This is a genomic window from Halorubrum sp. C191, assembly GCF_002727095.1.
In the GTDB taxonomy this organism is placed as follows: Archaea; Halobacteriota; Halobacteria; order Halobacteriales; family Haloferacaceae; genus Halorubrum; species Halorubrum ezzemoulense.
This window is the reverse complement of sequence record NZ_NHNZ01000093.1, coordinates 1-26,669: the sequence shown is the minus strand read 5'-3', so window position 1 is coordinate 26,669 and position 26,669 is coordinate 1. Positions and strand designations below refer to the sequence as shown.

The 26,669-nt window shown below is 71.3% G+C and carries 32 protein-coding genes; 14 read left to right on the top strand and 18 right to left on the bottom strand.

Annotated elements, in window-relative coordinates; genetic code table 11:
- From Z052_RS08060 to Z052_RS08045, 4 genes are all read right to left on the bottom strand, one after another.
- A partial coding sequence (locus Z052_RS08060) for an AN1-type zinc finger domain-containing protein (protein WP_275094159.1) occupies nt 1–202 on the bottom strand: 202 nt, incomplete at its 3' end.
- Between the two features lie 128 nt (nt 203–330).
- Nucleotides 331–519, bottom strand: coding sequence for a multidrug transporter (locus Z052_RS08055; protein ID WP_094520188.1), 189 nt, complete (start codon nt 517–519; stop codon nt 331–333).
- 111 nt (nt 520–630) lie between these two features.
- Nucleotides 631–1,338, bottom strand: a complete 708-nt coding sequence (locus tag Z052_RS08050; protein WP_094520187.1) for a type I 3-dehydroquinate dehydratase — start codon at nt 1,336–1,338, stop codon at nt 631–633.
- Nucleotides 1,339–1,422: 84 nt separating this feature from the next.
- Nucleotides 1,423–2,397, bottom strand: coding sequence for a transcription initiation factor IIB family protein (locus Z052_RS08045; protein WP_006114298.1), 975 nt, complete (start codon nt 2,395–2,397; stop codon nt 1,423–1,425).
- A 255-nt stretch (nt 2,398–2,652) separates the two neighbouring features.
- Between Z052_RS08045 and Z052_RS08040 the strand changes: the two genes are divergently transcribed.
- The 3 genes from Z052_RS08040 (at nt 2,653) to Z052_RS08030 (ending at nt 4,403) form a co-directional block, all read left to right on the top strand.
- Nucleotides 2,653–3,450 carry a helical backbone metal receptor gene (locus tag Z052_RS08040; protein ID WP_094520650.1) on the top strand — a complete coding sequence of 266 codons (798 nt, stop codon included), beginning with the start codon at nt 2,653–2,655 and terminating at the stop codon, nt 3,448–3,450.
- Complete coding sequence (locus tag Z052_RS08035) at nt 3,447–3,995, top strand: DUF84 family protein (RefSeq protein ID WP_049932488.1); 549 nt, start codon at nt 3,447–3,449, stop codon at nt 3,993–3,995. Before Z052_RS08040 ends, Z052_RS08035 begins: the two co-directional genes overlap by 4 nt.
- 153 nt (nt 3,996–4,148) lie before the next feature.
- Nucleotides 4,149–4,403: a hypothetical protein gene (locus Z052_RS08030; RefSeq protein ID WP_049932489.1), complete on the top strand. Its 255-nt coding sequence runs from the start codon at nt 4,149–4,151 to the stop codon at nt 4,401–4,403.
- A 6-nt stretch (nt 4,404–4,409) separates the two neighbouring features.
- On the opposite strand, the gene Z052_RS08025 is transcribed toward Z052_RS08030, so the two are convergent.
- The 4 genes from Z052_RS08025 to Z052_RS08010 form a co-directional block, all read right to left on the bottom strand.
- A complete protein-coding gene (locus tag Z052_RS08025; RefSeq protein WP_049932491.1) occupies nt 4,410–5,021 on the bottom strand; it encodes a MarR family transcriptional regulator in 612 nt (203 codons plus the stop codon).
- A gap of 91 nt (nt 5,022–5,112) precedes the next feature.
- Nucleotides 5,113–6,246 (bottom strand): SPFH domain-containing protein, encoded by a 1,134-nt coding sequence (locus Z052_RS08020; protein WP_085682739.1) that lies wholly within the window; start codon nt 6,244–6,246, stop codon nt 5,113–5,115.
- A 109-nt stretch (nt 6,247–6,355) separates the two neighbouring features.
- Complete coding sequence (locus Z052_RS08015) at nt 6,356–6,847, bottom strand: SRPBCC family protein (RefSeq protein WP_086216350.1); 492 nt, start codon at nt 6,845–6,847, stop codon at nt 6,356–6,358.
- 34 nt (nt 6,848–6,881) lie between these two features.
- Nucleotides 6,882–8,882: a bacterio-opsin activator domain-containing protein gene (locus tag Z052_RS08010; protein WP_089307933.1), complete on the bottom strand. Its 2,001-nt coding sequence runs from the start codon at nt 8,880–8,882 to the stop codon at nt 6,882–6,884.
- A 222-nt stretch (nt 8,883–9,104) separates the two neighbouring features.
- On the opposite strand from Z052_RS08010, the gene Z052_RS08005 reads away from it, so the two are divergent.
- A complete protein-coding gene (locus Z052_RS08005) occupies nt 9,105–11,168 on the top strand; it encodes an AAA family ATPase (protein ID WP_094520647.1) in 2,064 nt (687 codons plus the stop codon).
- Between the two features lie 87 nt (nt 11,169–11,255).
- Here Z052_RS08005 and Z052_RS08000 read toward each other — a convergent pair whose 3' ends face one another.
- Together Z052_RS08000 and Z052_RS07995 are read right to left on the bottom strand one after the other, a co-directional pair.
- Nucleotides 11,256–11,480 (bottom strand): hypothetical protein, encoded by a 225-nt coding sequence (locus tag Z052_RS08000; protein WP_049931340.1) that lies wholly within the window; start codon nt 11,478–11,480, stop codon nt 11,256–11,258.
- Between the two features lie 65 nt (nt 11,481–11,545).
- On the bottom strand, nt 11,546–12,328 hold the full coding sequence (locus Z052_RS07995; protein ID WP_080508572.1) for a bacteriorhodopsin: 783 nt from the start codon (nt 12,326–12,328) through the stop codon (nt 11,546–11,548).
- Nucleotides 12,329–12,506: 178 nt separating this feature from the next.
- Between Z052_RS07995 and Z052_RS07990 the strand changes: the two genes are divergently transcribed.
- The 3 genes from Z052_RS07990 to Z052_RS07980 all read left to right on the top strand — a co-directional run bounded on the left by Z052_RS07990 (nt 12,507) and on the right by Z052_RS07980 (nt 14,945).
- Entirely contained in the window at nt 12,507–12,881 is a 375-nt protein-coding gene (locus tag Z052_RS07990; protein WP_049931338.1) for a SlyX family protein, read from the top strand.
- A 129-nt stretch (nt 12,882–13,010) separates the two neighbouring features.
- Nucleotides 13,011–14,063 carry a Brp/Blh family beta-carotene 15,15'-dioxygenase gene (locus tag Z052_RS07985; protein WP_094520646.1) on the top strand — a complete coding sequence of 351 codons (1,053 nt, stop codon included), beginning with the start codon at nt 13,011–13,013 and terminating at the stop codon, nt 14,061–14,063.
- Nucleotides 14,064–14,204: 141 nt separating this feature from the next.
- Nucleotides 14,205–14,945: a protein sorting system archaetidylserine synthase gene (locus Z052_RS07980; RefSeq protein WP_049931336.1), complete on the top strand. Its 741-nt coding sequence runs from the start codon at nt 14,205–14,207 to the stop codon at nt 14,943–14,945.
- Nucleotides 14,946–15,022: 77 nt separating this feature from the next.
- Here Z052_RS07980 and psmB read toward each other — a convergent pair whose 3' ends face one another.
- Together psmB and Z052_RS20470 are read right to left on the bottom strand one after the other, a co-directional pair.
- Complete coding sequence (psmB, locus tag Z052_RS07975) at nt 15,023–15,754, bottom strand: archaeal proteasome endopeptidase complex subunit beta (RefSeq protein WP_049931335.1); 732 nt, start codon at nt 15,752–15,754, stop codon at nt 15,023–15,025.
- A gap of 257 nt (nt 15,755–16,011) precedes the next feature.
- Entirely contained in the window at nt 16,012–16,179 is a 168-nt protein-coding gene (locus Z052_RS20470; RefSeq protein WP_167373065.1) for a hypothetical protein, read from the bottom strand.
- A gap of 297 nt (nt 16,180–16,476) precedes the next feature.
- Here Z052_RS20470 and Z052_RS07970 point away from each other — a divergent pair, with 297 nt between their 5' ends.
- A complete protein-coding gene (locus Z052_RS07970; protein WP_094520645.1) occupies nt 16,477–17,157 on the top strand; it encodes a uracil-DNA glycosylase family protein in 681 nt (226 codons plus the stop codon).
- Nucleotides 17,158–17,416: 259 nt separating this feature from the next.
- On the opposite strand, the gene Z052_RS07965 is transcribed toward Z052_RS07970, so the two are convergent.
- The 4 genes from Z052_RS07965 to Z052_RS07950 form a co-directional block, all read right to left on the bottom strand.
- Nucleotides 17,417–18,667 carry an asparagine synthase-related protein gene (locus Z052_RS07965; protein WP_089308096.1) on the bottom strand — a complete coding sequence of 417 codons (1,251 nt, stop codon included), beginning with the start codon at nt 18,665–18,667 and terminating at the stop codon, nt 17,417–17,419.
- A gap of 5 nt (nt 18,668–18,672) precedes the next feature.
- Nucleotides 18,673–19,356 carry a PHP domain-containing protein gene (locus tag Z052_RS07960; protein ID WP_049931333.1) on the bottom strand — a complete coding sequence of 228 codons (684 nt, stop codon included), beginning with the start codon at nt 19,354–19,356 and terminating at the stop codon, nt 18,673–18,675.
- Between the two features lie 372 nt (nt 19,357–19,728).
- The gene (locus Z052_RS07955; RefSeq protein WP_049931332.1) at nt 19,729–19,998 is read right to left on the bottom strand and encodes a hypothetical protein; all 270 of its coding nucleotides are present in this window, start codon (nt 19,996–19,998) and stop codon (nt 19,729–19,731) included.
- Nucleotides 19,995–21,560, bottom strand: a complete 1,566-nt coding sequence (locus Z052_RS07950) for a Na+/H+ antiporter NhaC family protein (protein ID WP_086216343.1) — start codon at nt 21,558–21,560, stop codon at nt 19,995–19,997. Before Z052_RS07950 ends, Z052_RS07955 begins: the two co-directional genes overlap by 4 nt.
- 355 nt (nt 21,561–21,915) lie before the next feature.
- Between Z052_RS07950 and Z052_RS07945 the strand changes: the two genes are divergently transcribed.
- Genes Z052_RS07945 through Z052_RS07930 form a run of 4 tightly spaced genes read left to right on the top strand, consistent with a single transcriptional unit; the run spans nt 21,916 to nt 24,638 of the window.
- Nucleotides 21,916–22,383, top strand: coding sequence for a 30S ribosomal protein S15 (locus Z052_RS07945; RefSeq protein WP_049931330.1), 468 nt, complete (start codon nt 21,916–21,918; stop codon nt 22,381–22,383).
- Between the two features lie 50 nt (nt 22,384–22,433).
- Nucleotides 22,434–23,648 carry an exonuclease RecJ gene (locus tag Z052_RS07940; RefSeq protein ID WP_094520643.1) on the top strand — a complete coding sequence of 405 codons (1,215 nt, stop codon included), beginning with the start codon at nt 22,434–22,436 and terminating at the stop codon, nt 23,646–23,648.
- A gap of 1 nt (nt 23,649) precedes the next feature.
- Complete coding sequence (locus Z052_RS07935) at nt 23,650–23,994, top strand: KEOPS complex subunit Pcc1 (RefSeq protein ID WP_086216341.1); 345 nt, start codon at nt 23,650–23,652, stop codon at nt 23,992–23,994.
- Nucleotides 23,991–24,638: a 30S ribosomal protein S3ae gene (locus Z052_RS07930; RefSeq protein WP_049931327.1), complete on the top strand. Its 648-nt coding sequence runs from the start codon at nt 23,991–23,993 to the stop codon at nt 24,636–24,638. The genes Z052_RS07935 and Z052_RS07930 overlap by 4 nt, the downstream gene beginning before the upstream one ends.
- Nucleotides 24,639–24,710: 72 nt before the next feature.
- Here the strand turns inward: Z052_RS07930 and Z052_RS07925 are convergent, their stop codons facing one another.
- Both Z052_RS07925 and Z052_RS07920 read right to left on the bottom strand, forming a co-directional pair.
- Nucleotides 24,711–25,223, bottom strand: coding sequence for a GNAT family N-acetyltransferase (locus Z052_RS07925; protein WP_094520642.1), 513 nt, complete (start codon nt 25,221–25,223; stop codon nt 24,711–24,713).
- Nucleotides 25,220–25,789 carry an N-acetyltransferase gene (locus Z052_RS07920; protein WP_049931325.1) on the bottom strand — a complete coding sequence of 190 codons (570 nt, stop codon included), beginning with the start codon at nt 25,787–25,789 and terminating at the stop codon, nt 25,220–25,222. Before Z052_RS07920 ends, Z052_RS07925 begins: the two co-directional genes overlap by 4 nt.
- 113 nt (nt 25,790–25,902) lie before the next feature.
- Between Z052_RS07920 and Z052_RS07915 the strand changes: the two genes are divergently transcribed.
- Nucleotides 25,903–26,181, top strand: coding sequence for a DNA-directed RNA polymerase subunit L (locus Z052_RS07915; RefSeq protein WP_049931324.1), 279 nt, complete (start codon nt 25,903–25,905; stop codon nt 26,179–26,181).
- Nucleotides 26,182–26,303: 122 nt separating this feature from the next.
- Nucleotides 26,304–26,669, top strand: a 366-nt coding sequence (locus Z052_RS07910; RefSeq protein WP_144050013.1) for a glycosyltransferase, incomplete at its 3' end; no start/stop codon positions are given.

Here is a 26,669-nt window from a genome sequence, read left to right as displayed (position 1 = left end):
CGCGGGCGGCGCCGCCCGCGGCCCCGCCCTCGACGCTCTCGTCGAAGCCGCTGTCGAAGACCCCGCCGGGGTCGTCCCACTCGGCGAGGCCCGGACAGTTGTGGTTCTCGGGCAGTCGGTGCTCGGCGCAGAACGTCTGGCCGCACCGCTTACACTGGTACGGGAGGTTCTCGTACTCCCCGCATTCGTCGCACGTCGCCATTGACGACACTTACGCGGGCGGTCGTAAAGCGGTTTGGCTCCGTCCCGGGCGCGTCGGCCGGTCGGCGACGCGGCGAGCCGGGCCTGGCGACCGGATCGACGTGCGCGACGGCGACGCGGTCGCCGCGTTCAGTCCAGTACCCGCCCGGCGACGACCGCGACGGCGACCCCGGTGACCGCCACGCCGACGAGCGTCGGGACGAGTCGGCCGGACCCCCACTCCCACCCGAGGAATCGGGTGCCGACGACCGCGACGAGGGCGACGAGGAGGCCGAACGCGGAGACCACCGACGACTGATCCGATCCGATGAGGGCCATCTCACCGCCGTAGTTCGACGGCGGGCGTGAAAAGTGTCCGCCCCTACGCGCGCCCGGTTTGCTGTCCCTACGCGTCCGGCTCACCGCCTCTACGCGCCCGGCTCACCGCCTCTACGCGCCCGGCTCGCCGCCTCGAAGCCTGTCGACGAGGGTTCGGAGCGTCGCGAGCGGGTACTGCCCCGGCGCGGTCGCCTCCGCGGGGTCGACGGGCGCGTAGCCGATCTTCGAGCCGTAGACCGGGGCGACCGCGCGGGTGTGACGCCCCGGCTCGCCCATACACATCGTCGCGACCCGATGGCCAGCGACGGTCGCCTCGTGGGTCGCCTCGAGCATCGCCAGCGCGTCCGCCGGGGCGGTCGCGGTCGTCGCTAGCTTCCCCACGTCGCCCTCGCTCGCGGCGTCGGCGAGCAGGTCGACCAGCGCGGCCGGCTCGGGCGTCGACTCGAAGTCGTGGACCGACGCGACCACCGCCACCCCCTCCCTTCGGGCCGCGTCACGCAGCGCTGTCGCGTGCGACTCCTCGGCCGGGTCCGGGTGCGTCCCGCGCAGCGCGGCGAGCTCCACGTCGACCGCGGCGACCGCGTCGCGGGCGACCGTGTCGGAGAGCGCGTCGTAGCGCGCGAGCCCGTCGGCCTCGCCGCCCTCCCACGACGCCCGGTTCGTGACGAGCAGGGGGAGCTCGCCGTCGTAGCTCGCCAGCTGGTCGCGCGGGGCGTCCGCGAGGTCCATCCGGAACTCCACCGCGTCGGCGTGGTCGCGGGCCCGCGGCTCCTCGGAGAGGTCGGCCGTGCTCGCCGCGAGGACGAACTCCTCGAACATACGCGGGCGTACCGCGGGCGGGGACTTAGCTGGTCGGGGTAGAACGGCGTGGGGGTCGGTCGGGTCGGCGGGGAAAGCGTCCGCTTACGCGACGAGGCCGTCCTCGGCCTCCAGCAGCTCGTGGTACCGGTTCCGGATGGTGACCTCGGAGATGTCGGCGACCTCCGAGACGGCGGCCTGCGTCGTCTTCTCGTTCGTGAGGAGCGCGGCGGCGTAGACGGCGGCCGCGGCGAGGCCCACCGGCGACTTACCCGAGTGGACGCCCTTCTCCTTGGCGTTGCGGAGGAGGCTCTTCGCGCGCATCTCCGACTCCTCGCTCAGTTCGAGGTCGGAGGCGAACCGGGGGACGTACTGCTCGGGGTCGGCCGGCTTCACTTCGAGCTTCAGTTCGCGGACGACGTAGCGGTACGTCCGCGCGATCTCAGCCTTCTCGACGCGCGACACGTCGGCGATCTCGTCGAGGCTGCGCGGGACGCCGGCCATCCGGGCGGCGGCGTACACGCAGGAGGTGGAGACGCCCTCGATGGAGCGACCGGGGAGCAGGTCCTCGTCGAGCGCGCGTCGGTAGATGACCGAGGCCGTCTCGCGGACGTTGTCCGGGAGCCCCTGCGCGCTCGCCATGCGGTCGATCTCGCCGAGCGCCTGCTTCAGGTTGCGCTCCTTGGAGTCGCGGGTGCGGAACCGCTCGTTCCACTTGCGGAGCCGCTGCATCTTCTGGCGCTGGCGCGCGCCGAGCGACCGGCCGTACGCGTCCTTGTCGCGCCAGTCGATGTTCGTCGAGAGCCCCTTGTCGTGCATCGTGTTCGTCGTCGGGGCGCCGACGCGGCTCTTCTCGTCCTTCTCGCGGGAGTCGAACGCGCGCCACTCCGGGCCGCGGTCGACCGAGTCCGCCTCGACGACGAGCCCGCAGTCGCTGCAGACGGTCTCCCCGTGTTCCTCGTCGTTGATGACGTGCCCGCCGCACTCCGGGCAGCTGAGCGTCTCGTCCGTGTTCTCCGATTCCTCCTCGTTCGTCTCCGTTCGGGAGCGACTCCCCCGTGTGTGTAGTCGTTCACTCATAGCTCGGTGGCCCCCGGAAACTGAAACTGCCCGAGAGCGATCTTACGTTACCGTCGGCAGAAGATAACTTAAAACGACCGGAACGTGTCGCTCGGATCTCGACAAAAGAACACGATCTATCACGCGTTTTCGCCGATCCCCGATCGGTCGGGACGCGCGGACGACCTCGGCCGCCTGCGGCCGCTATCACCGCCGCGGCGCCGCGTCAGCGTGGCGATCGAAACCGTTGAGACGACCGCGACCGGATCGGACGCCATGTCCGCGCCCCGTGTCGTCTCGCTCGCACCGAGCGCGACCGCGACGGTCGCCGGCCTCGGGGCGGCCGACCGCCTCGTCGCCGTCACCGCCCACTGCGACCTCCCGGACGGCTCCAACCCCGGGTCGGCGCACGGTTCCGACCTCCCGACCGCCGTCGGCGGGTGGCTGAACCCCGACCTCGACCGCGTCGCCGCCCTCGACCCGGATGTCGTCCTCACGAGCGACGCGCTCCAGGCCGACCTCGCGGCCGCCTGCCGCGACCGCGGCCTCGACGTCGCGCACCGCGAGCCCGCAACGCTCGACGACGTGTTGGACGGGTTCGCGGCCCGCGGCGCCGACGTGGACCGCCCCGAGGCCGGCGAGCGCCTCGCGGCCGACGCCCGCGAGCGACTCGACCGGATCGCCGAGGCCGTCGCCGACCGCCGCCGTCCGACCGTGTACTGCGAGGAGTGGTCCGACCCGCCGATGGCAGCCGGCAACTGGGTCCCCGACGCCGTCCGCGCCGCCGGCGGACGCTACCCGTTCGCCGAGCCGGGCGAGCGCTCCCGCGAGGTGGAGCCCGCAGACGTCGAGCGCGCCGATCCCGACCACGTCGTCGTCCACGTCTGCGGGCACGGCGACCGCGTCGACCCCGCCGGCGTCGCCGGGCGCGAGTGGGTCGACGCCCCCGTTCACGTCCTGGACGACTCCCTCCTGAACCAGCCGAGCCCCGCCCTGATCGACGGCGTCGAGCGGCTGGCGCGCTTGCTCCATCCCGAGGCGTTTTCGGCGCCGGACGACGACGCCCGGACATGACGATCCTGCGAGTCGGCGTCGGCAGCGGCAACCCGGTGAAGCGGCGCGCGGTCGAGCTGGCGGTCGGGTCGGCGGGCGACGACGACCTCCCCGGCGGTCCGACCGGCGTCGCGGTCGAGTCGGTCCCGGTCGACTCCCGCGTGAGCGAGCAGCCGACCGGCCACGCCGAGACGGTCGCGGGCGCGGAGAACCGGGCCCGCGCGGCGCTCGAACCCGACCGCGACCTCGGCGTCGGCATCGAGGGCGGCGTCGCGGGATTCGACGGCGCCGACGAGCGGTTCCTGATCATGTGGGCGGCCGTGACCGACGGCGACCGCGTCGGCCGCGCCGCCGGGCCGAGCCTCGCGCTCCCGGCGAACGTCGCCGCCCGCATCGACGACGGGGCGGAACTCGGTCCCGTGATGGACGACCTCCTCGGCACCGACGGCGTCGCGACGCGCGGCGGCGCCGTCGGGGCGCTCACGAACGGTCGCGTCGACCGGGCGGAGGCGCTCGCGGCCGCGGTGAGCGGCGCGCTCGGTCCCTTCGTCGCCGAACTGTACTGAGCCCGTCCGCGTCGCCGCCCCGGTTCGAAGACCGTACCCAAACCCGCTGCTGGGACGGGACTCTCGCTCGTCTCACCGTAGAAAACCGCAAGACTGCGGCGTGTTAACCCGACCTACCAACCGGCTTATGCGGGGTGATGACGTGAAGGCTGTATGAGCACGGCTCACCCGGACGCGGTCGCAGCTGAATCGGCCGGCCTCTCCGCGAAACAGGCGCGTATCCTGCGGTACCTCCGCGAGAACGCGTCCGACCGGACGTACTTCAAGTCGCGGCTGATCGCCAACGACCTCGACCTCTCGGCGAAAGAGGTCGGCGCGAACATGAGCGCGGTCGTCGACGCCGCCACCGATATCGACGTCGAGAAGTGGGGGTACTCCTCCGGCACGACGTGGATGGTCACGGCCTGACCGAAGTCAGGGGTCGTACGCGACCAGCGACGCCGCCTCGTCGGCGAACGCGACGGCCTCGGCGTCGAATGAGTCGGCGTACCGGACGACGAGCGTGAGCAGCCGCTCCGGCTCGGTCAGCGCGTAGCCGTCGGTCCGGTCGAGGAGGCCCGCGCCCTCCAGGTCGGCGGCCGCCGCGCTTATCGTCGGCCGCGAGACGCCGAGGGCCTCCGCGAGGTCGGCGCCGGTGGCGCTCGGGTCGCGCAACAGCGCGAGGATCATCCCGCGGGGCGTCTCTCGCCGCAGGTAGCCGAGCGCCCGCTTGTCGGTCTCGTCGAAGCGCCCGGCGGGGAAGAAGCGCCGGTAGTCTGCGTCCTTCACCGACTCGATCTCGCCCGCCTCTTCGAGCTTCCGGAGGTGGTACTGCGCCTCGCCGGTGCCGAGCCGGAGGTCGTCGCGGAGCTTCGAGAAGTGCGCGCCGGGGGTCGTCGGCACGTAGCCGCGGATCGCCTCCCGCGTCTCGTTCGCGTCCCCGCTTCCGTCGTCCGCGCTCGCGGTGCCGACGAACGGCGCGGCCGCTCCGACCGCGGCGAAGCGGCGGAGCGTCTCGCGTTTCCGTCCGTCGAACCCCTCTGTCACGCCGAGTAGTAGTCTACGCCCCGACAAAAACACTTCGTTCGATCCAATTCGGCGCGGAGAATCGACAGCCTTGACCGCGCTCCGCGCCGATTTACTGCTCCTTCTCCACTTCCGCCGCCTCTTCGTCGTCCATCTCTTGGATGACCTCGTCCGCGGACCTGATGCTCGCGCCGGCGTCGCCCGACTTCACGGCCTCGGCCTCCTTCTCTAACTCCTCGACGTTCATCTCCGCCGACTCCTCGATCTGGCCGAGGATCTCGTCGATGTCGTCGAGGCCGAGCATCTTCCGCGTGTCGGCGTCGAACTCCTTCCCGTCGAGCCCCTCCATCTCCTGGACGTCGGAGCCGGAGAGGGCCTTGCCGTAGCGGCCGACGAGGCTGGTGAGCTCTTGCGGGAGGACGAAGGTGGTGGACTCGCCTTTCCCGATCTCCTCTAGGGTCTCCATGCCGCGCTCGATGATGGCGCGTTCGCCCATCGACTCGGCGGAGCGGGCGCGGAGGACCGTCGAGATGGCGTCCCCCTGTGCTTCGAGGATCTGGGACTGCTTTTCACCCTGCGCGCGGATGATGTTGGACTGCTTGTCACCCTCGGCCTGCTCGACCGCGGAGCGGCGTTCACCCTGCGCTTCGAGGATCATCGCGCGGCGGCGGCGCTCGGCGGAGGTCTGCTGCTCCATCGCCTGCTGGACGTCTTTCGAGGGGTTGACCTCGCGGACCTCGACGCTCTCGACGCGGATCCCCCACTCGTCGGTGGGCTCGTCCAGTTCCTTGCGAATCTTTGCGTTGATCTCTTGGCGCTTGTTCAGCGTGTCGTCGAGCTCCATGTCGCCGAGGACCGCCCGGAGGGTGGTCTGCGCGAGGTTCGAGACGGCCTTCTTGTAGTCGTCGACTTCGAGGAACGCCTTCTTCGCGTCCATCACCTTGATGTAGACGACCGCGTCGGCGGTCACGGGAGAGTTGTCCCGCGTGATCGCCTCTTGCCGGGGCACGTCCAGCGTCTGGGTCCGCATGTCGAACGGGTACGTGCGGGAGACGAACGGCGGGATGAGGTTGATCCCCGGTTCGAGCAGTTTGCGGTACTCGCCGAAGACGGTGAGCGTCTTCTTCTCGTAGGCGTCGACGATCTCGAACGACTGCCAGAGCGTGACGACCACGAGCAGAAGCGCGAGCAGGCCGACACTCACGAGCCCGAAGCCGAGGCCGGCTTGGAGGGTGATCGGTTCCATGCCTCCTAGTTAGGCCATCCCACGGTTAATAGTTCGCCTGTCGACGCCGTACCGTCCCGCAGTCCCCGGGTCGCGGCGCCGCGGCCGCGCGCTGCCCGCTCCCGAAGCGTCACTCGTTCCCGTCGAACTCGGCCGCGACGTTCTCCAGCGCCGCCCGGAGTTGCCGCTCGTTGAACCGACGGACAACGGGTGCGCCGAGCCTCGTGAGCGCGTTCTCCGGCAGGCCGTACGTCGCGGCGTACGTCAGCTCCGTCCCCCGGTCGACGGGCTCGGTCCGGAGGTCGATGGTGCCGGTGAGCCGCCCCCGGAGTTCGAAGACGTGGCGCTCGGACGGCTCGTGGAGGGTCTGGACGATCTCGCCGTCGATGCCGACTCCCGCCATCCGGTAGGTGTACGAGAGGCGCTTCCCGCCGTTCGCCAGCGGTTCGACGTCCCGAACGTCCGTGAGCCCGGGCGTGACCGCCGCGTGGTTCGCCGGATCGTCGAGGAACGCGAACACGGACTCGGGGTCGGCCGCGACGACGATCGCGTCGCTCGCGGCGAACGGATCGTCGCCCGCGTCCGGCCCGTCGTCGCTCGGGCTCGACTGCTCGTCGCTCATGCGGCGGCACCCCCGCTCACAGACCCCTGGGCCATCAGTTTGACCGGGGATCGACGTACGCCTCGACCAGCTTCCGCTCGGCCGCGCGGAGGTGCTGGTGGAACGTCTGTCGGGTGATCCCCATCCGCTCCGCGATCTCCGACCCGTCGACCGGCCGCGGCCACTCGAAGTAGCCGTTCAGCTCGGCGGTCTTCAGCGCCGCCCGCTGCCGGTCGGTGAGCCGCTCGTCGACCGCGGCCGCGAACTCAGCGACGGTCCGGTCGCGGCTCTCGCGCTCGACGCGCGAGCGGAGCTCGACGCCCTCGTACTCGTCGCGGAACACGTCGAGGATCGACCGGACGTCGCGCTCGGGCGGCGCCTCTATCGTCAGCGTCGCTCCCTCCGGCGTGGCGGTCGCCTCGGCGACGACGCCGCCGTGATCGGCCAGCTGGGTGAGCGGCGGCGACTCGGTGACGGTGACGGCGAAGCTGACGCCGTCGTTCGTCTCCGAGACGGTCCGCATCGATTCGACCAGCGGGAGGGAGGCGAGCTCGTCGAGGTCGACGCCCTCGCCGTCGGCGCGGAAGTACAGTTCGCAGGCGTCGTCGTCGAGTCGCGTCGTCCCGAGGTGTTCAACTTCCCCGCCGACCGCGTCTGCGATCCGCGCGAGCGACGCCGTCGAGTCGCGGATCCCGACCACGAGCTCCACCACGCGGTCGGTCGTGAGTATCTCCGTGGTCTCGATGGAGTGGAGCCCGTTCGCGATCATCTTCCCGACGGACTCGCACACCCGCCGCTCGCGGCGGTCGAGCACGTCCGCGCCGCTGCCGTAGATAGCCAACAGGCCGTACTGCCGCTCTCCGTACGTCAGCGGCACGACGAGGAGGCGCCGCCCGCCGGCGGTCTTCGGTTCGAGCGGGCCGTCGGCGACGTGCTCTATCGAGCCGCTGTGCGGCTCCCCCGTCTCGACCGTCTCCCGTACCTCCGCCGGCGTCTCCTCGATGTCGAACGTCGCGCCCGACTCGACCGCCACGCCGCTCGCGGCGCGTATCTCGAGCCGACCGGTCGCGGACGACACCTCGCCGATCCACCCGCCGGCGTACCCCGGTTCGCCGGCGACGACCTCGCACACGCGCTCCGAGATGACGCCCGAGTCGCGGTTCTCGACGAGGATGCGACTGATATCGCTGAACAGCCCGTTCACGCGGCCCAACACCCTGTCCAGCGAGCGCCGCTCCGTCGCGAGCTTCTCGGCGCGCTCCTCGGCGAGCCGCTCCGCCGCCTTCCGCTCGCTGATGTCGTTCTGGAACCCGACGTAATGGGCCAGCTCGCCCTCCTCGTCGTAGATCGGCGCGACCGTCAGCTCGTTCCAGAACGGGGTCCCGTCGCGCCGGTAGTTCCGGATCTCGACGGTCGCCTCCTCCTCGTTCGCGATCGCTTCTCCGATCTCGTCGACGGTCTCCGGGTCCGTCCCCGGTCCCTGGAGGAACCGCGGGTTACGGCCGAGCGCCTCCTCGACCGGGTAGCCGGTGTGCTCCTCCCACGCGTTGTTGACGTACACGAGCGGGTAGTCCGGGAGGTCCGGATCGCTCATGCTGATCCCGATCGGCGCGTCCTCGACGGCCCGCGTCACCTCTCCCGCGGACGGCTCGTGGTCGGACACGTCCTGTCGCGGCTCCGAGGTCGGCACCCCCGAGCAGACCGTCGAGACGTCGGAGACGAGCCGTTCGATCGACGCCGATCCGTTCTTCTGGAGGAACCTGTCGACGCCGTTCTCGAAGGCGGCCTCGGGGACGCCCTCCTCGTCCGTCTCGGTAAACATCACGACCGGGACGCCCGCGTCGGACTCCTCGATCGCGGTCGCGAGCGCAACCCCGTCGTCGCCGGCGAGGGCGTACTCGCTGACGACGCAGTCGTACTCCCCGGTCGTCGCCTTCGCGACCGCGGACGAGGCCGTGTCAGTGCGCGTCACTTCGAACCCCGCGGCGCCGAGCGCCGTCTCAATCCGATCGCTCCCCTCCTCCGGGTGGACGAGGAGCGCCCGAGCGTTCGCCATGCTCCGCCCTTCGCACCGACACGGGTTAATGCTTGCCTGCCTTCCGGCGGTCCGGGTCTCCCCCCGCGGGTCGGACGACTTGGACGGCGTGGACCGACCGCCCGGGCTCCAGTCGGCTGTCCAGTTAGGGGGTGATTACTTTGTGGTCGGTGGGCGTAACGATCGACGTATGCTGTCGACGATAGTCGCCGCCGGACCGTCCCGCGAGCGAGCCCGGACACGATGAGCGTGCGCGTTCCGGTCCGCGAGCCGCCCGCGTCGGTTCCCGAAGACCGCGTCGGCCTCCCCGAAGCCGTCCTCGCCGACCTCGGCGTCGCCCCCGGCGGTTCGATCGCCGCCGAGGGGTCGCACCGCGTCGTCGCCCCGGTCGTCGCGGTCGACGTCCAGACGCGTGCCGTCTTCCTCCCCGAGCGGCTCCGCCGGAGCGCCGGACTCGATCCGGGTGACAACGCGACCGTCGCGGCGTCGTCGCTCCCGGTCGCGTCGTCGATCACGCTCCGGCACCGGCAGTCCGTCGACCTCGAGCGGAGCGAGGACGCCATTCGCCGCCGGCTCGATCGGCGGGCCGTGGCCGTCGGCGACGAGGTCGAGGTGACGCGCCTCGGCGGCGCGCTCACGCTCCGGTTCGACGTGCGGGACGTGACCCCCTCGTCGCCGGCGGTCGTCGGCGACGACACCGAGATCGCCGTCGCGGCCGACGACGGCCCGGACGTCGTCGCCGAGTCCCCGGGAACCGGTGGCCCCGGCGCCGGCGTCGTTCCGACGGCGACGTTCGACCGCCTCCTGGACGCCGTCTCCACGCGGTTCGACGCGGCGGAGACCTTCGAGTCCGCCGGCTCTCCGACGCTCGGGCTGCTCCTCCACGGGCCGCGCGGGTCGGGGAAGACGACGCTCGTCGAGGCCGTCGCGGCCGCGACCGACGCGACGCTCGTCCGCGCCTCGGCGGCCCGGCTCCGAGGCGAGCGGACGAGCGACCGCACGGACCGCCTCGACCGGCTCGTCGAGGCGGTTCCCGCGGGGGAACCGACGGTGGTCCTCCTCGACGACCTCGAAGCGCTCGGGGCCGACGACGGTGCCGACTCCGCGCTGGCCGACCGCCTCCGGTCGACGGTCGACGAGCTCCGCGCGGGGGACCGGACGGTCGTGATCGGCGCGACCACGGACCCCAGCGGCGTGCCGTCGGCGCTGCGCCGCGGCGGGCGGTTCGACCGCGAACTGGAGGTCGAGCCGCTGACGGCGGCCGAGCGCGCCGACGCGCTCGAAGCGCTCTGCGAGGGCGCGTCGCTCGCGATGGACGTCGACTTCGAGGCGGTCGCGGCGCGGCTCAACGGGTACGTGTTCGCCGATCTGGCGGTCCTCGCGGACGCGGCGCTGGAGCGCGCGGTCCGCCGCGACGGCCGGACCGCGATTCGGATGGCCGACTTCGACGCCGCGCTCGACGACGTCGAGGCCACCGGGCTGCGAGAGGTCACCGTCGAGTTCCCCGCGGTCGGCTGGGACGAGGTCGGCGGGCTCGACGAGGCGAAGCGGGAGCTGGTGCGCGCGGTGTACTGGCCCTTCGAGTACGCCGACCGCTTCGCGGAGCTCGGGATCGACCCCCCGTCCGGCGTGCTGCTGTACGGCCCCCCCGGAACCGGGAAGACGCTGCTCGCGCGCGCGGCGGCGAGTCTCAGCGACGCGAACTTCATCCCGGTGAACGGGCCCGAACTGCTCGACAAGTACGTCGGCGAGTCGGAGAAGGCGGTCCGCGACCTGTTCGCGACCGCCCGCGAGAACTCCCCGGCGGTGATCTTCTTCGACGAGGTCGACGCGATCTCCCCCCGGCGCCGCGGCGACGACACCGGCGCCGGCGAGCGCGTCGTGTCGCAGCTGCTGACCGAACTCGACGGGCTGGAGCCGCTGACCGACGTCGCGGTGATCGCGGCGACGAACCGCCCGGACGCCATCGACGAGGCGCTGCTCCGGCCGGGCCGGATCGAGAAGGCGGTCGAGACGCCGCTCCCCGATCGAGACGCCCGCAGGGAGATCCTGGAGATCCACGCCCGCGAGATGCCGACGGCGGCCGGCGTCGACCTCGACGCCCTCGCCGACCGCACCGGCGGCTACAGCGGCGGCGACATCGCGGCGCTGGTCCGGGAGGCCGGGCTGCTCGCGATCGAGGACGCGATCGTCGACGACGGACCGGTCGACCCGACCGTCGGGCGTGACCACTTCGAGCGCGCGCTCGCCGAGACATCGCCCTCGACCCGGGACGGGAGGGCCGACGCCGGGCTGCCTGAGAAGTGAACGGTCAGGGAACGGGCGCGGCTCGTGCGGAGAACGACGGCACCGCCGCGATCGGCGGTGCGACGCGAGCCGCGCTTCTCGCCCGCCTCAGTCCGACTCCTCGTGGAGGTTGAGGACGAAGTAGACGACGCCGATCATGGCGACCAGCTCCAAGGCCGCCATCGTCCAGAACCGGGCGTTGAACCCGCCTCCCGGCTCCTGTAGCGTCGGGATCAGGAATATCCCGACGAGCGCGGTCACGACGCAGGCGGCGAGTCCGACGACGGACCGTGTACGCAGCACTGGCGGCTGTTCGGTGGTAGTGTCAGTCATGTCGAAAAATGAACGCTGGAAACGGTTGAACCGTGTTGTTCTGCCGCGTCGGGTCCGCTAGCCGATCAGTCCGCGGCGGAGGCCTCGGCGCCCGCAGAGGGCTCCGGTGCCTCGGTGTCGCCGAGGATCGCGCGGCTGCGGAGCAGGATGAAGCCGAACCCGACCTTGGCGGTCACGTCGAGCACCATGAACAGGAGGGTCTCGATGCCGAGGCCGACGACGCCGGCACCCTCGGTACCGATGATCCACAGGATCGGGTAGGCCGTCCAGAGCACCAACACCAACGCCGTAAGGGTGTTGAACGTGCTCGCGACCTCGGGACCGCGCTCCTTCGCAGCGGCGCGCAGGCTCGTGGCGAGGAAGTACAGCACGACGATCATGCAGATCGTGCTGAACAGCCACCACGTGTACCGCGCGAGCGGCGTGTGCGAGAGCGCGCCGACGAGTCCGGTGACGATCATCAGCGCGTCGACGCCGACGAGCGTGCCGATGCTCACGCGGTCGACCTTCGCCAGCAGCGCGAGGTCGAGCAGCAGCAGCGGCGTGGTGAACAGCCAGTCCGCGTACCGCGCGTAGTAGATGTCCAGCATTTCGCTGCCGACCTGAACTTCCGTCAGGCCGATGCCGAAGAACATCGACAGGTACGCTGCCGACGCGATCCCCGGCACGAGGATCGTGATCGAGTAGTACTCACGGGCCTCCTTGTCAGTGACCCCCCATCCTTTAACGATGAAGTAGAAGGTCCCGATGAGCATCAGTAGCGTGCCTATGCCCAACCAGAGCGTCTCGGGGCGACCGTCCCCGAGCAGATCAGCTCCAACGGCTGCGGTTAGCGCTATCGGGTCCATACCCACTTCGTTATACTGTGTATATTCTATTCAGATCGATGCCAACCTAGTCAGGTATCGCCCCGTGACGACGCCCCCTTCTGGCGCGGGGTCCGGCGCCGGTCGACCCTGACGGGCCGCGGGTCGGGGTGACGTTGTCGGCCTGAAAGTAATGACCCTGGGGCTCTACCAGTCTCGTATGGCAGACGACGACGCCGAGGCGGAAGCCGAACAGCGTAGCGAAAGCACTGCGGAACAGGAAGCGGAGGAGACCGACGACGTCACCATCGACGTCGAGGCGATAGACGCCTACGAGCAGCGCATCGAGGAGCTGTCCACCGCGGTCGAGGAGCGCGAGGAGACGATCGAGGAGCTCCAATCGGTCGTCGAAGAGCAGTCCGAACAGATCGAACGGCTCGAAGGGCAGTTCCTCGATCTGTCCGCGCGCGTGGCGGACGGACGGAACATCGGCGTCTGCCCCGAGTGTAACGGCCCCACGGAGAAGAAGGAGCGGCTGTTCAGATCGGACACGATCGAGTGCACGCGTTGCGGCGAAGTGATTCACACGTACTGACGCCGCCGCCCGAACCGCCCCCTTCGGAGCGGTGAAACGCCCGCGGAGACGGTCGCAGGGACGACCCGAATATAAAACACCGAATAATGGCGACGAGGCCCTAACCCGGTAACGGCCGTACATACGTCCATGTCGACGACGACGGCGAGCCCGGTGCGGCGACTCCTCGGTGAACCGGAACGGACGGCCATCGGTGCCTCGCGCGTGGCGCTGCTCCTCCTCGCGGTCGGATTCGGCGCCCTGTCCGCGGTCGGCACCGACGTGTCGCTCCGGACTCAGATGATCGCGTACCTCGTCGGGATGGTCGCGTTGAACCTCCCGCACGGGGGGTACGAACACTTCTCGAATCTCCGCCGGCGGGGGCTCCCGTTCGGCGCGCGGTACGTGGCGCTCTACCTCGGCTTCGTCGCGTCGTTCGTGGTCCTGTTCGTCGTCGCGCCGTTGCCCGCGCTCGCGCTCGCGTTCGGGACGGCGGTCGCGAAGGGCGGGCACGGCGACCTCCGCGTGATGGACGCGCTGATCGGAACCGACCACCTCCCCACCAAGCCCCAGCGAGCGCTCGCCGCGCTGATCCGCGGCGGCGCCGTGATGATCGTCCCCGCCGTCTTCTGGACCGAGACCTACTACAGCTTCACCGGCATCATGTTGGGCGTCTTCGACGGTCGGTTGGCCGGCCCGGCCGCCTCGAACCCGGAGACGTTCACCACGGCGCTCGGCGCGGTCTTCGGGCTCGGCGTGATGACGCACCTCGGCGGCGGCCTCGCGACTAGCCTGCGCTCGACCGGCGGCGTCAGCCGGTCGTGGCTCCTCGACGCCGCGGAGACGCTGCTGCTCGTCGCGTACTTCGCGCTCGTGCCCGTGGTCGTCGCCATCGGGCTCTACTTCCCGCTGTGGTACTCGCTTCGGCAGTCGGCGCGGAGCATGGTCGTCGAACAGGAGCAGCCCGACCGGACGGAAGGCGTCTCGCTCGTCGTCGCGTGGGGCGTCCTCGTCGTCGGGGCGCTGGTCACGGCGAGCGTCGCGACCGCCCTGTGGACCGTCGCGCCGAACCCGCTGGCCGGCGGCTCGCTGCTCTCCGGCGCGGTCGCCTTCTACACCATCTTCGTCTGCGTCATCGCGATGCCGCACGTCGTGGTCGGCGAATGGCTCGACTTCGGCCGCGGCATCTGGTACGTCCCCTGACCGAGGCGTCTTGGCCTCGCGGCCGCGCCCTCCGTTTCGGTCGACACACACCTCGGCAGTCCCGGACTCTCGCGACCGGGCCGCCGCCGCGCGGTCGACGAGATAACAAACCCTAAAACCCGGCTCGGCGACCGATACGGTATGCCTCTGCGGTTCGCTCGGCGGCTCGGGCTCGCGGACGCGGTGACCGTGGCCAACGCCGCCGTCGGGTTCCTCGCCGTCGTCGCCGCGACGGTCGACGTCGCGCTCGCGGCCAGGCTCGTCCTCCTCGCCGCCGTCGCGGACGGGCTCGACGGGGTCGTCGCCCGCCACCGCGGGTCGACTCCCGCCGGCCCGTACCTCGACTCGCTGGCCGACGTCGCCTCCTTCGGCGTTGCGCCCGCCGCGCTCGTCGCCGCCGTCGTCCGCGACGGGCGCTCGCTCGCGACGGACCCCGCGCTCGTCGCCGCCGTCGTCGGCGCGGGCGCGCTGTTCGTCGCCGCCGCGGTCGCCCGCCTCGGCCTCTACACGGCCGACGAGGACGGCGCCCGCGAGACGGTGGGCGTTCCGACGACGCTGGCCGCGACGGTGCTCGCCGCCGCCGTCATCGCGGGCTACACCGCCCCGGTCCCGCTCGTCGCGGCCACGACGGCGTTCGCGCTGCTCATGGGGTCGACGGTCACCTACCCGGACCTCCACGCGCAGGACGCGCTCGTGATGGGGGTCGTTCAGGCGGCCGTGATCCTCACCCCCGCCGGTCACATGGCGACGAGCGCGCTCCCGGCGTGGATCGGCGAGGGGTTCGCGTTCGCGCTACTGTTCCTCGCCAGCGGCTACCTCGTCCTCGGCCCGCGGTTCTACTGGGGCGACGGGATTCAGGCGCCGCCGGAGCTCCGGCGGTGACCGAGCGGCCGCGAGCGCCTCCGCTGGCGGGTCGGGACTCGCGAAGAAATACCGAAGCGGCGTCCCGTTGACGCCGACTACAGCAGGTCGTCGAACTCCTTGTACCGGGTGATGTCGACGCCGTCCTCGGTGACGACGGCGACGTTGATCCCGTTGCCCGAGGCGAGGTCGCGCTCGACGGCGGACTGGATCGCCTTCGCGGCGATGGTCTTCGCCTCGTCGATGCTGACCTCGTCGTCGTACTCCTGCTCTAAGACACCGAGCGCGTACTGCGACCCGGAGCCGGTGACGGTGTACTCCTCCTCGGTCGTGCCGCCGAGGGCGTCGATGGAGTAGATGTGCGCGCCCTCGTCGTCGACGCCGCCCAGGATCGGCTGGACGACGAAGAACGCCCCGGAGCGGAGGAGGTTCCCCGTCAGGGTCGACAGCGCTTCCATGGACATGTCCTTACCGCGGCGGGCCTCGTAGAGGCTCGTCTCGGCGCGAAGCGTCGAGATGAGGTTCTGGGCCGCCGAGACGGAGCCCGCGATGGTCAGGGCGCCGCGCGGGTGGATCTCCTCGACCTTCTGGACGTCCTTCGAGGAGACCATGCCGCCGAGGGAGGCGCGCATGTCGGTCGCCATCACGACGCCCTCGTCGGCCTTGATGCCGACGGTGGTGGTCCCCGTCTTCATCTCGCCGTCGCCCTCCGCCTTCGCGGCGCGGCGCTCGCTGTGTTCGAACTCGCCGAGCTCCGGTCCGAAGACAGGCTGGTCGCGGCCGAGGTCGGCAGCCGGCCCGTCTGAGAGGTCGCCAGTCGGTGTTCGCATTACGTCCACATTCGCCCGGCGCGCTGATAAAGGCAACCCTTCGGGGGCCGCCGACCGGTTCCGACGGGCCTATCCGTCGCCGGGCCGCGACCGGCCGACCGCGGCGGGGGACACTGGATCGCGACGGACCTCGGAGCGGGCGCTGCGGGGCTGCGACGGGCACGAGGAGAGCTGTGCGGGATCGCGGGTCGAAGGGGGGTCTCGCCGTCGCTCGGCGTCTGGTCGGTCGCGGAGAACGAGCTACTGTCGGCGCGCGATCACTCCTGGTCGACGGCCTCGGTGGTCGTCTCGACGAGCCGGCCGACCGGGACGTTGATGCCGAGGTGCTGACGCGCGAAGACGGCCACCGGGAACAGCGAGATTCCGACGGCGACGGACGCTTGGTGCAGCCCGAAGAGGGCCGCGGTACGGATGCGGTCGAACATTGGACTTCTGTCACACCCCAACGGAGGGGTATATAAATATCTTCCGTGGGCCGCGCCGAAGACACCTCGACGCTGTCTTGCGGTTTCCGGTTATTGATTAACGATCCTGAAATATCTCTCGTTCCGCGTCGATCGACGCGTATCCCAGCCCGGTTTGACCTCGTTTATTCTCATAACTTATGCGGATCTTCGTCGCCTCGTGCGCCTCGCATCGGCTCGCTCGCCGCCGCGGGGCGTCCCCGAGTCGCTCGCGCCGGACCGAACGGGATTTAACGGCCTGCGCGCCTACCCTCTCGCGTGCAGAACGTCACGGACCGGATCCGGAACCCCTTCGGGATGCGCCCCGACTGCCCCTCGTTCGTCCCCGGCTACGGCGACGCCAACGCCGACTTCCACGTCGTCGGCGACCGCCCGGGCGTCCACGGCGGGACCGCGGCGGGCGTCCCGTTCACCGGCGAGGCGTGGTCGCCCGCGTTCCTGTCGGCGCTCTCGGACGCCGGACTGATCGCGGGTGTCGCCGAGGGACTCGCCCCCGACGGCGTCGCGCGCGACGGCGACCCGACGGCGGTCGACCCCGTTCGAACCGGCCGAACGTTCCTCTCGTACCTTCACATGTGCGCGGGCGAGGCGCCGCCCGACGAGGCCGCCTACGCCGACATGGAGCGGTTCTTCGACGCGGAGCTCCGCGCCATCGCCGCGCACGTGCTGCTCCCGGTGGGCGCGCGGGCGACCGAACACGTCCTCGAAACCTACACCGCCCGGGCTCGGAAGACCGAGATAGACATGGACGGGCTCCACGGTGAGGAGCTGCTCGGCGCCGGCTGGCTCGTCGTCCCGATCAAAGACCCCGCAGACTGGGCGGACGGCGACGCCGATCGGCTCGTTGACTCGCTTCGAGAGCTCCGGTCAACCGACTTCCGCCGCGAGAGCGACCTCGGTCGCTTCATCGCCGGCAGCGACCCGTACCTCGTCCGCTGACGCGGCGATCGCTCGCCGAGCCCGCGACCCGGCCTCCCCCGTCCGGATGGACGTGAACTTTCCCCGGCAAAGCGCGCTACCGATACGGCGATCCGGCAGTAATCGCTCACATCTGCGGCCGATCGTTTTCTATCGCGGCCGCGAGGGTGTCATATTTGTCACTACTATCCGGATTTTATACCTGTCCCGCCGATCCGTGAGTAGACGCCCGACCGATCGGGCGTCGGCCGCAGGACTGGTACTCCCCGCGGCGACTTGGTCAGTCCCGGCCCTCACCGGCCGGTTTTTCCTCGCTACACAGCGCCTCGACGTACTTCCCGACGTGGTCGTCCATTCGCCGCTTGTAGCCCGCCTGCCGCGCGAGCCGGTCGAGCTCGCGGGAGACGTACGTGCCGTACTGGACCGCCTTCTTCTCCGCGGCGTGGACCGACTCCGGCAGCCGCCGGCTCGCGACGCGGCGGAGCGCGACCTTCCGCTCGTCGCCGTCGACGAGCAGGGCGTCCGGGAGCGCCAGCGCGGCGCCGACGACACGGTCGTCGAGCAACGGCGTCGCGGGCTCGACCCCCGCGGCGCGGAGCGCGAGCACGTCCCGCTCCAGCTGATCGGGCAGCGTCCGGACGGTCTCGGTCCGGGCGCCGCGGACGGTGTCGGCGTCGACCCGGGAGTCCTCGGCGGGGTCGACGACCTTGCTGTACCCGCCGAACAGCTCGTCGGCCCCCTGTCCGACTGCGAGGCGATCGAACCCGTCGGCCGCGGCCGCTTCGGCCGTCATGAACAGCGGCACCGCGATGGACGCGTCCATCGGGTTCCGGCGACCGGTCGCGGCCGCCACCGCGCGGACCGCTCGCGTGAGGTCGTCGTGCGTCACCTCGACGACGCGCAGGTCACGGTCCATCGCGCTCGCGGCCTCGTGCGCCGCAGCGATGTCGTGGCTCCCCTCGAAGCCGGCGACGTAGCAGGGGGCCTCCGGGACGGCCGCGGCGACGAGGCCGGAGTCGACGCCGCCGGAGAAGGCCACCGCGAGGTTGCCGTCACTGCTCTCGTCGTCTCCCCCGGACCGAGTTGATGCCGCGAGGTCCCCGAGCGCCGCGCTCACCGCGCCGTCGACCGCCGCCAGCGCGGCCTCCGGATCGGCGGTCGGAGCCGGGTCGGGAAGCCGCCAGACGCGTTCGGTACCGCCGGCCGAGACCACGCTCCCCGCGGGCACCGGCTCCGGATCGGCGAGCGCGCCGCGGTCGAAGGCCCACGCGTCGGTCGCCGCGGGAATGCGGGCGGTCCCCGGATCGAGCGCCTCGCGCTCGACGAACAGCGGTTGTCGGCCGAGGACATCGCGGACGAGCACCGGGCCGTCGCGGTTCGGCCCGTCGCGGTCCCGCGGGTCCAAACTCGGCGGCTCGGCCAGCAGCCCGGCGAAGCCGCACCCGCCGGGGAGCGGGTCGCCGTCGCGGAGCGCGGCACGGACGCGGTCCGCGGGGGCGCCGCGGAGGTCGGACGAGGAAGGGGCCGTCATCGCGGTCACCGGAGGGCGTCGAGCGCGCGGAGCGCGCGGCGCTTGGCGCCCCCGCCGAACTGCCGGAGCGAGACCCGCCACGGGGTGCGCTTGCCGACGACGCTCGTCCGCCCGTCGGCGATCCCGTCGAGGATCGCGTCCGCGGAGCGCTCGTCGGCGCCGACCTCCGTCACCGCCTGCCCGACCATCTCGGAGATGTGGGCGTCGCTGCCGGCGGTCATCGGGAGCCCGTTGCGGACGGCGAACTTCTCGGCCTGTCGGTTCGAGCGCCCGGTGAACAGCCGCGAGTTGTACACCTCGATCGCGTCCGCGCTCGCGAGCCGCTCGTCGCTGACGTGCGCGGCGACGCCGTGGCGGGACTTCTGGAAGGGGTGGGGGACGACCGCGATCCCGCCCTGATCGCGGATCCGGTCGAGCGTCTCGTCGAAGGGGAGGCCGCTCTCGACGCGCTCGTCGATGCCGAACGCGAGCACGTGGCCGACCGCGCAGGTCACCTCCATGCCGACGATGCCGACGAGCCCGTAGTCGGGGGCCTTCTCGGCCGCCTCGATGCTGGCGTCGATCTCGTCGTGGTCGGTGACGGCGAGCGCGTCGAGCCCGACCGCGGCCGCCTGCTCCAAGAGGAGGTCGACCGGGTCGCGCCCGTCGTACGACAGCGCGGAGTGCGCGTGGAGCTCGACCGATAGCACGCCCGACGGTTCGAGCGTGGTGATGAAAAGCGCCCCGGTCCGCGCCGGTTCACGCCGCTTCGCGGCGATCGAACCCCATTTCGACGATCTGTTATCTAAAAGCAACTGCGGTGGCGCGTGCGGACGAGCGGCCGGAGGGCGCGAGTCGCACGCGCGAGGGAGTCGCGAACGGTGCGATGTGCGAGCGAGGCGAGCACCCCCGTTGCGAGCGGTGAAACCGCGGGCAGTGAGCGACGGGGCTGGGGAGGCGTGAGGTGCTGTGCGCGAGTCCTCGCGGCGGGGCTTTGCCGGCGTTCGCCACCGGTCCGCCCTCGGTTGTTTATGTACGGACGGTGGAACCGATGAAAAGAACCCTCAACCACCGAGTGCTAGCTAAAACGCGCTCCCGCCTACGGTCTTCCGATAGGTCGCGCGCCCGGTGTGGCTCGACTCGTCCCACGACTCCACGTCGACGACGACCCGAGTGTCGACCGCGTCCCCGGGCGCGCCCTCGATCCGGAGCGTCGAGTCGCCGATGCGCGCGACGTGTACGCCGCCGTCGGACTCGCCCGTCACCATCACTTCGATCGCGTCCCCGGCCGCGTAGTCCGGTGTCGATCCCCGGAACGACCACCCGGCGAGGAACTTGTCGAAGACGCTCATGCGCGGGACACCTCCTCGGAGGCGCGGTCGGGGATGTACTCCCGCCCGAAGCCGGTGATCGCGGCGATGATGAATATCGCCACGAGGAACCAGCCGTGGAAGACGTACGGCACGACCTCGATGGGGTTCACGACCATCTCGGGGCCGTACTGAGACCCGAGGCCGTCCGGCCCGACCATCACCTGGTACCCGACCAACACGCCGCCCGCCCACGGGAAGATGTAGCCGAGCGCGGAGGTGTTGGCGTCCAAGATGTTCGCGCGCCGGTAGCCGTTGATGTTGAACTTCTCGCCGATCCGGGCGACGTACGGGGCGATCGCGATCTCCGCCGCGGTGTTTATCGTGATCATCCCGTTGATCGTCGCGGTGCCGAGGACCATCGTCAGCTCCGCCCGGCGGACGGTCGTCGCGACGCGGTCGAGGAGGAACGTCTGGATCGCCTCGAAGCCGCCGCCGCGGATCATGATCTGCGCCATCGCGACGATGAGGAGGGTGAGAACGATCAGCGGGAAGAACCCGACCGCGCCCGTGTAGAGGCTCCCGCCGACGCCCGCGGTCTCGCCGACCTCGACGACCGGGAGCCCGGAGAGCGCCCCGGCCTCCGTCACGGTGAAGGCGACGATGTCGCTCGCGCTCGACAGCCCGAACAGGAGGTTGGACGCAACCGCCACGACCAGCCCCCACGAGATCGCCTCGACGATGTGACGGCCCGCGACCGCGGTGACGATGACGACTCCCATCGAGAGCAGGTGGACTAGTCCGAGGGCGTTCGCGGACTCGCGGAGCGCGACGGCGCCCTCGAGGCTCACGCCGGCCATGGCCGAGCCGGCGATCAGGTACGCGGCGAACGCCGGGACCGCCGCCGCGATAGCGTACTTGAACCGCGAGGCGACGACCCCGCCGATGTCCGCGTCCTGAGTCACGGCGCTCACGATCGTCGTGTCGCTGACGGGCGCGAGGTTGTCGCCGAAGACGGCGCCCGACAGGATCGCGGCGAACAGCAGCACGGGGTTCGCGCCGATGAGCACGCCGGCCGGGAAGAACAGCGTCACGAACGCGACGGTCGCCCCGTATCCGGTGCCGATCCCGGTCGCGAGGAGGCCGCAGAGGATGAACGCGGCCGCGGGGAACGTCGACGCGCCGACGTTCAGAGCGTCGGCCGCGAAGATGAGCCCCTCGACGAAGCCGCCGGCCTGGAGCGTCTGGGCGAACATCCCGGCCCAGAGCCACGCGACGATCGCGGTCGCGGCCACGCGCTGGGTCATCCCTTCGAAGATCGTGTCGGCGTACGCCTTCCAGTCGCCGCGGACGAGGAACATCCCGAGCGTCGTTCCGACCAACGCGCCCACGACGAGCCCGTTGGTGTCACCGATCCCGAGGACGCCGCTCTGGAAGATCGCCCAGGCGATGAAGAAGACGAGCGGGAGGGTGCTCGCCCACTTCCCCCCGCGGAACTCGATCCGCGGGTCGTCGCTCCCTTCCTCGCCGACGCCGAAGTCGCTGCCGTCTGGGGGGTCACCGCCGTCGGTCGCGGCCGGGGTCCCCGCTGTCGTGTCGGTCATTTATCTCTCACACGCCTTCGGAGACCGACGGCTCACGTAAATCCCCGTGTGCGCTCCGTCAGACGGACCGGGAGCGTTCGCCCGACGGAATCGCCTCACGCGGGGACAAGAACACGCTTAAGACCCCCGACGGCGACCGTCCTGACGGGAACAGCACAGCTGCAGATCCGACTCGCCGGGGCCCTTTCGCCCGCGGCTTGGGAATGTAGCAGTGCGCCGACGCCTCCGGCGTCGCGGTACGGCGGCCCGCTCGCGCGGACCGTCCGGTCGGAGCGCTCGCTCCGCGAGCGATCCGTAGCCGCGCCGCGCGGAGTCGCGGTCACGTTGCGGTTGTGCCGTTCCAACCAGACAGACAATGGCACGAATGCACACGCGCCGTCGCGGTTCGTCCGGTTCGGACAAACCGGCGACGGACGAGACCCCGGAGTGGAGCGACGTCGACGCCGAGGACATCGAGTCCCGCGTCGTCGAACTGGCGGAGCAGGGCCACGACCCCAGCGTCATCGGCCTCAAGCTGCGCGACGAGGGCGTCAAGGGCGTCCCGGTCCCCGACGTGAAGCTGGCGACCGGCAAGAAGGTCACCGAGATCCTCGAGGAACACGACGCCGACGCCGACATCCCGGAAGACCTCCGCAACCTCATGTCGCAGGCGGTTCGCCTGCGCGAGCACATGGCGGAGAACGGGCAGGACCACCAGAACAAGCGCGCGCTCCAGAACACGGAGTCGAAGATCCGCCGCCTCGCGAACTACTACCGCGGCGACGAGATCGACGAGGAGTTCACGTACACCTACGAGAACGCCGTCGAGCTCTTAGAGGAGTGAGCGGCTAGCACGGCGACACCGAGCGACCGATCCCGACCGACACACCACACATGACCGAAGCGACGTCCGCCACGCCCGCCCCCGACGCGCTCGCCGGCGTCCTCGCAGACGCGCCGTTCGTCCGGCTCGTCGCGACTGACGACGGCGACGCGCTGGCAGCCGCGGGGCTGCTCGCGCGAGCGCTCCGAGCGACGGGCACGCCGTTCCAGGCTCGGGTCGACCGCGACCCGGTGCCGGCGGACGTCGACGACGGCGTCGCGGTAACGGTCGGCGTCGACCGCGGCCCGCACGCGATCCCCGGAACGGGACGACCGGCGAGCACGGCCGCCTTCGCGGTCGCCCGCGCCCTCGGCGTCGAACCCGACCCCGTGGTCGCGCTCGCCGGCGTCGTCGCGGCCGGGTCGATCCCCGGCGCCGACGGCTCCGGCGACGCGCTCGACGTCGCGGAGCGGGCCGGCCGCGTCGAGCGGCGGCCCGGCGTCGCGCTCCCGGTTTCAGGCGGCGAGCGCGCCGCTCACGAGACCGACGGCGCGGACGCGGCCCCCTCGCGGGCCGAGGCCCTCGCGGCCTCGACGCTCGCGTCGACGCGGTACTCCGGCGACCCCGATGGGGCGCGCGACGCGCTCGATCCCTTGGGACTGTCCGCCGACCCCGACGCCGACGACCGCCGGCGCTTCGCGTCGCTGGTCGCGGTCGACGCGGTCGACGGCGACGATACGAGCGAGCGCGCGGCCGCTGCGGTCGAGCGCGCGCTCCGTCCGTACGCGACGGACGGTCCCTTCGAGACGGTCGGCGGCTACGCCGACGTGCTCGACGCGCTCGCCCGAGAGGCGCCCGGGACGGGGGTCGCGCTCGCGCTCGCGAGCGACCCGGCTCCGTCGCTTCGGACGGCCGCGCTCGACGCCTGGCACCGCCACGGACTGGCGGCGCACCGGGCGCTCGACGACGCGACGGTCGGCCGGTACGACGGCTGCGTCGTCGCCCGCGTCGACGCGGCGCCGGCGGTCCTGTCGACGGTCGCCCGACTCGTCCGGGACTTCCGGTCACCAGAACCCGTCGCAGTCGCGCTCGACGAGGGCGCGGGCCGGCTCGCGGCCGCTGCCGTCGAGCCCATCGGGCTCGGCGACGCCTGCCGGACCGCCGCCGACGAGGTCGGCGGCGACGGTTGGGGGACCCCCGCTCGCGGCGGGATCGCCGTCGAGACCGCCGGACCCGGCGACGCAGACATCACGGGGGCGCTGGCCGCGCTCCGGGAGGCGATCTGAGATGTCCGACGACGCCCCCCGAACGGCCGGCGGCGACGCCGACCGGACCGCGACGGTCCGGACCACGCACGCCGACGCCGCGACCGTCGCGGCCGCGGTCGGGCCGGACGAGACCGACTCGATGCGCACGCGCGTCGACGGCGACGCCGTCGCCTGCACCGTCGCGCGACCGACCACCGGCGGGCTCCAGTCGACGCTGGACGACCACCTCGTGAACCTGCGCGTCGCCGACCGCGTGGTCGAGCGCGCTCGGTCGCATATCGCCGCAGACGCCGACTCCGCCGACACCCTCGACTCCACAGACGAACCACAGACGACCGACACCGACACACACACCGACACATGAGCGAACGATCCGTATCCAAGAGCAGAGAACAGAAGCGCTGGTACTCCGTGCTGGCGCCCGAACAGTTCGACCGACAGGAGCTCGGCGAGACCCTCGCCGAGGAGCCCCAGCAGGTCGTCGGCCGCACGATCACGACGACGCTCGACGAGCTGACGGGCGACTCCAACGCGAACAACACGAAGCTGACCTTCAAGATCACCGACGTGGGCAGCGACTCGGCGTACACCGAGTTCATTAAGTACGAGCTGACGCGCGACTACCTGCGCTCGCTCGTCCGCCGCGGCGCCTCGAAGGTCGAGGCGTCGATCACGGTGCTGACCACGGACGACTACCGCATTCGCGTCCAGCCCGTCGCCCTGACGACCAAGAAGGCCGACCGGTCCCAAGAGAAGGCGATCCGCCGCGTCATGATCGACAAGGTCCACGCGGCCGCCGAGGAGCGCACCTTCGAGGCGTTCGTCGACGCGATCGTCGACGGGAACCTCTCGTCGGCCATCTACGGCGACGCCAAGGAGATCTACCCGCTCCGCCGCGTCGAGGTCCAGAAGCTCACCCTCGAAGCGCGCCCGCGCGAGGTCGCCGCCGAGGAGGAGGCCGCCGTCGACGTCGACGCCGACGAAGTCGCGGTCGACGCCGACGAGTAACGGCTCGTCCACCCGACGCGACCCCGTTTTGCGTTTATCCCTTCCCGAGCGGCCGCGCCGTCACCGAGCGGGTCAGTCCGCGTCCGACGCCGGGTCGGCGGCCATCCGGATTCGCGCCGACTCGAAGCCACACTCCTCGTAGAAGCCGCGAGCGGACTCGTTCTCGACGTCGACGTCGAGCGTGACGCGCTCGCAGCCGCGGTCGGCGGCGGCCCCCCGGGCGCGGTCGAGCAGCCGCCGCCCGATACCCTCGCCGCGGCGCGGCGGCCGGACGTACAGCTCGCTCACGTGGAGTCGGTCGCCCGCGGCGAACACGGGTGCGGACGACTCGGGGCTCGCGGCGGCGTAGCCGACGAGGCGGGTGTCATCGCCCGTTTCGCCGTCCGCGACGGCGACCCACGTCACCGCCTCGTCGTCGTCGAGCTTGTCCCGTCGGTGTTCGACGCCCGCGGCGACGAGGTCGTCGTCGTCCGCGAGCGCGTTCCGATCGGCGAGCCGCGCCATCTCGCGCGCGAACGGTAGCCACAGGTCCTCGACCAGCGGTCGCACGTCGCCCCGCCGGAGCCGCCTGATCGTCGGGGTCACTCCGGATCGACCGCCATCGTCATCTGTTTGCGGTACTCCTCGAACCCGGTCCGCTCGTAGAACGCCACGGCTCGCTCGTTGTCGACGTCCACGTCGAGCCGGAGCTGCCCGCAGCCGTGGTCGCGGGCGTCGGCGACCGCGCGCTCGACGAACCGGTCCGCGAGGCCGGTGCCGCGGTACGGCGCCGCGACGTATATCTCGCCGATCACCAGCCGGTCCGGGCGATCGAACGGGTCGGGACACGCGTCGACGCTCGTCATCAGCAGGCCGACGAGGTCCAGGTCGGGATCGGTCACGGCGGCGGTCGCGGGGTCGACCGCGGCGTCGGCCGCCCCGTCGGCGGCGGTCGCGGCGACCCAGCCGCGGCTTCCCGAATCGTCCAGCTGGTTCCGGGCGAACTCCACGTGTCGCTCGACGAAGCGCTCCTCGGGCCAGTCCGCGAGGTCGTGGGCCCCGACGGCGTCGGCGAGGTCGCGGTTGTACGGGAGCCACAGGTCGGCCGCGTAGCGGCGGAGGGCCTCCTCGTCGGACGGCAGCCGTCGGATCGCGGGTCGATCGCCGGACATACTCGGTAACTCGGTCGGCGAGAGAAGTGTTTTCCGGCCGCGTGCGACCCGTCCGCATCCGGCGATATCCGGGAGACGAAAGCTTGAAACGCCGCTCGCTCGACCTCTCGGGTATGGAACTGCGGGTCATCGAGAAGACCGACACGGAACTCCACATCGAGATCGCGGGCGAGGATCACACGTTCATGAACGTGCTGAAGGGCGCCCTGCTGGAGTCGGACGACGTCGCGGCCGCGACCTACGACATGAATCCCGAGCAGTCCGGGGGCCAGACCGAACCCGTCCTCACCGTCAAGGCCGAGGAGGGCGACCCGCTCGACGTGCTCGGGGACGCCGCCGAGTCGATCACCGAGCGCACGGACGCCCTGCGCGACGCGGTTCGCGCGGCCTGACCGCGTGGTCTGACCGCGGACGGACCTCTTTCCGCTCTCCGTTTTCCGGTCCCCCGCGCGCTGCGAGGGGCATACCTAAGTGCCGACTCCCGAAACGGGGGTGTATGCCGCCGAGCGTACTCATGCTGGGGTGGGGGTACCCGCCGAACATCACCGGCGGGCTCGACGTCCACGTGGGAGAACTGTTCACCGGGCTCCGCGACGAACTCGGTGTCGACGCCGCGCTGGTGTTGCCGGCGGAGTTCGCGCCCGACGACGAGCCGGGACTCGAACCCGTCGAGACCGGCGAGGGCGACGTCGCGGCGCGCGTCGGGGAGCTCTCCGACCGCCTCGCCGAACTCGCGCCCGACTACGACGTGATCCACACCCACGACTGGTTCGGGTACGGGCCCGGTCGCGCCGCCGCCCGCGAGTCCGACGCGACGTGGGTCTCCTCGTTCCACTCGCTGGCGAGCGACCGCAACATCGACCCGCCGAGCCCACGAGAC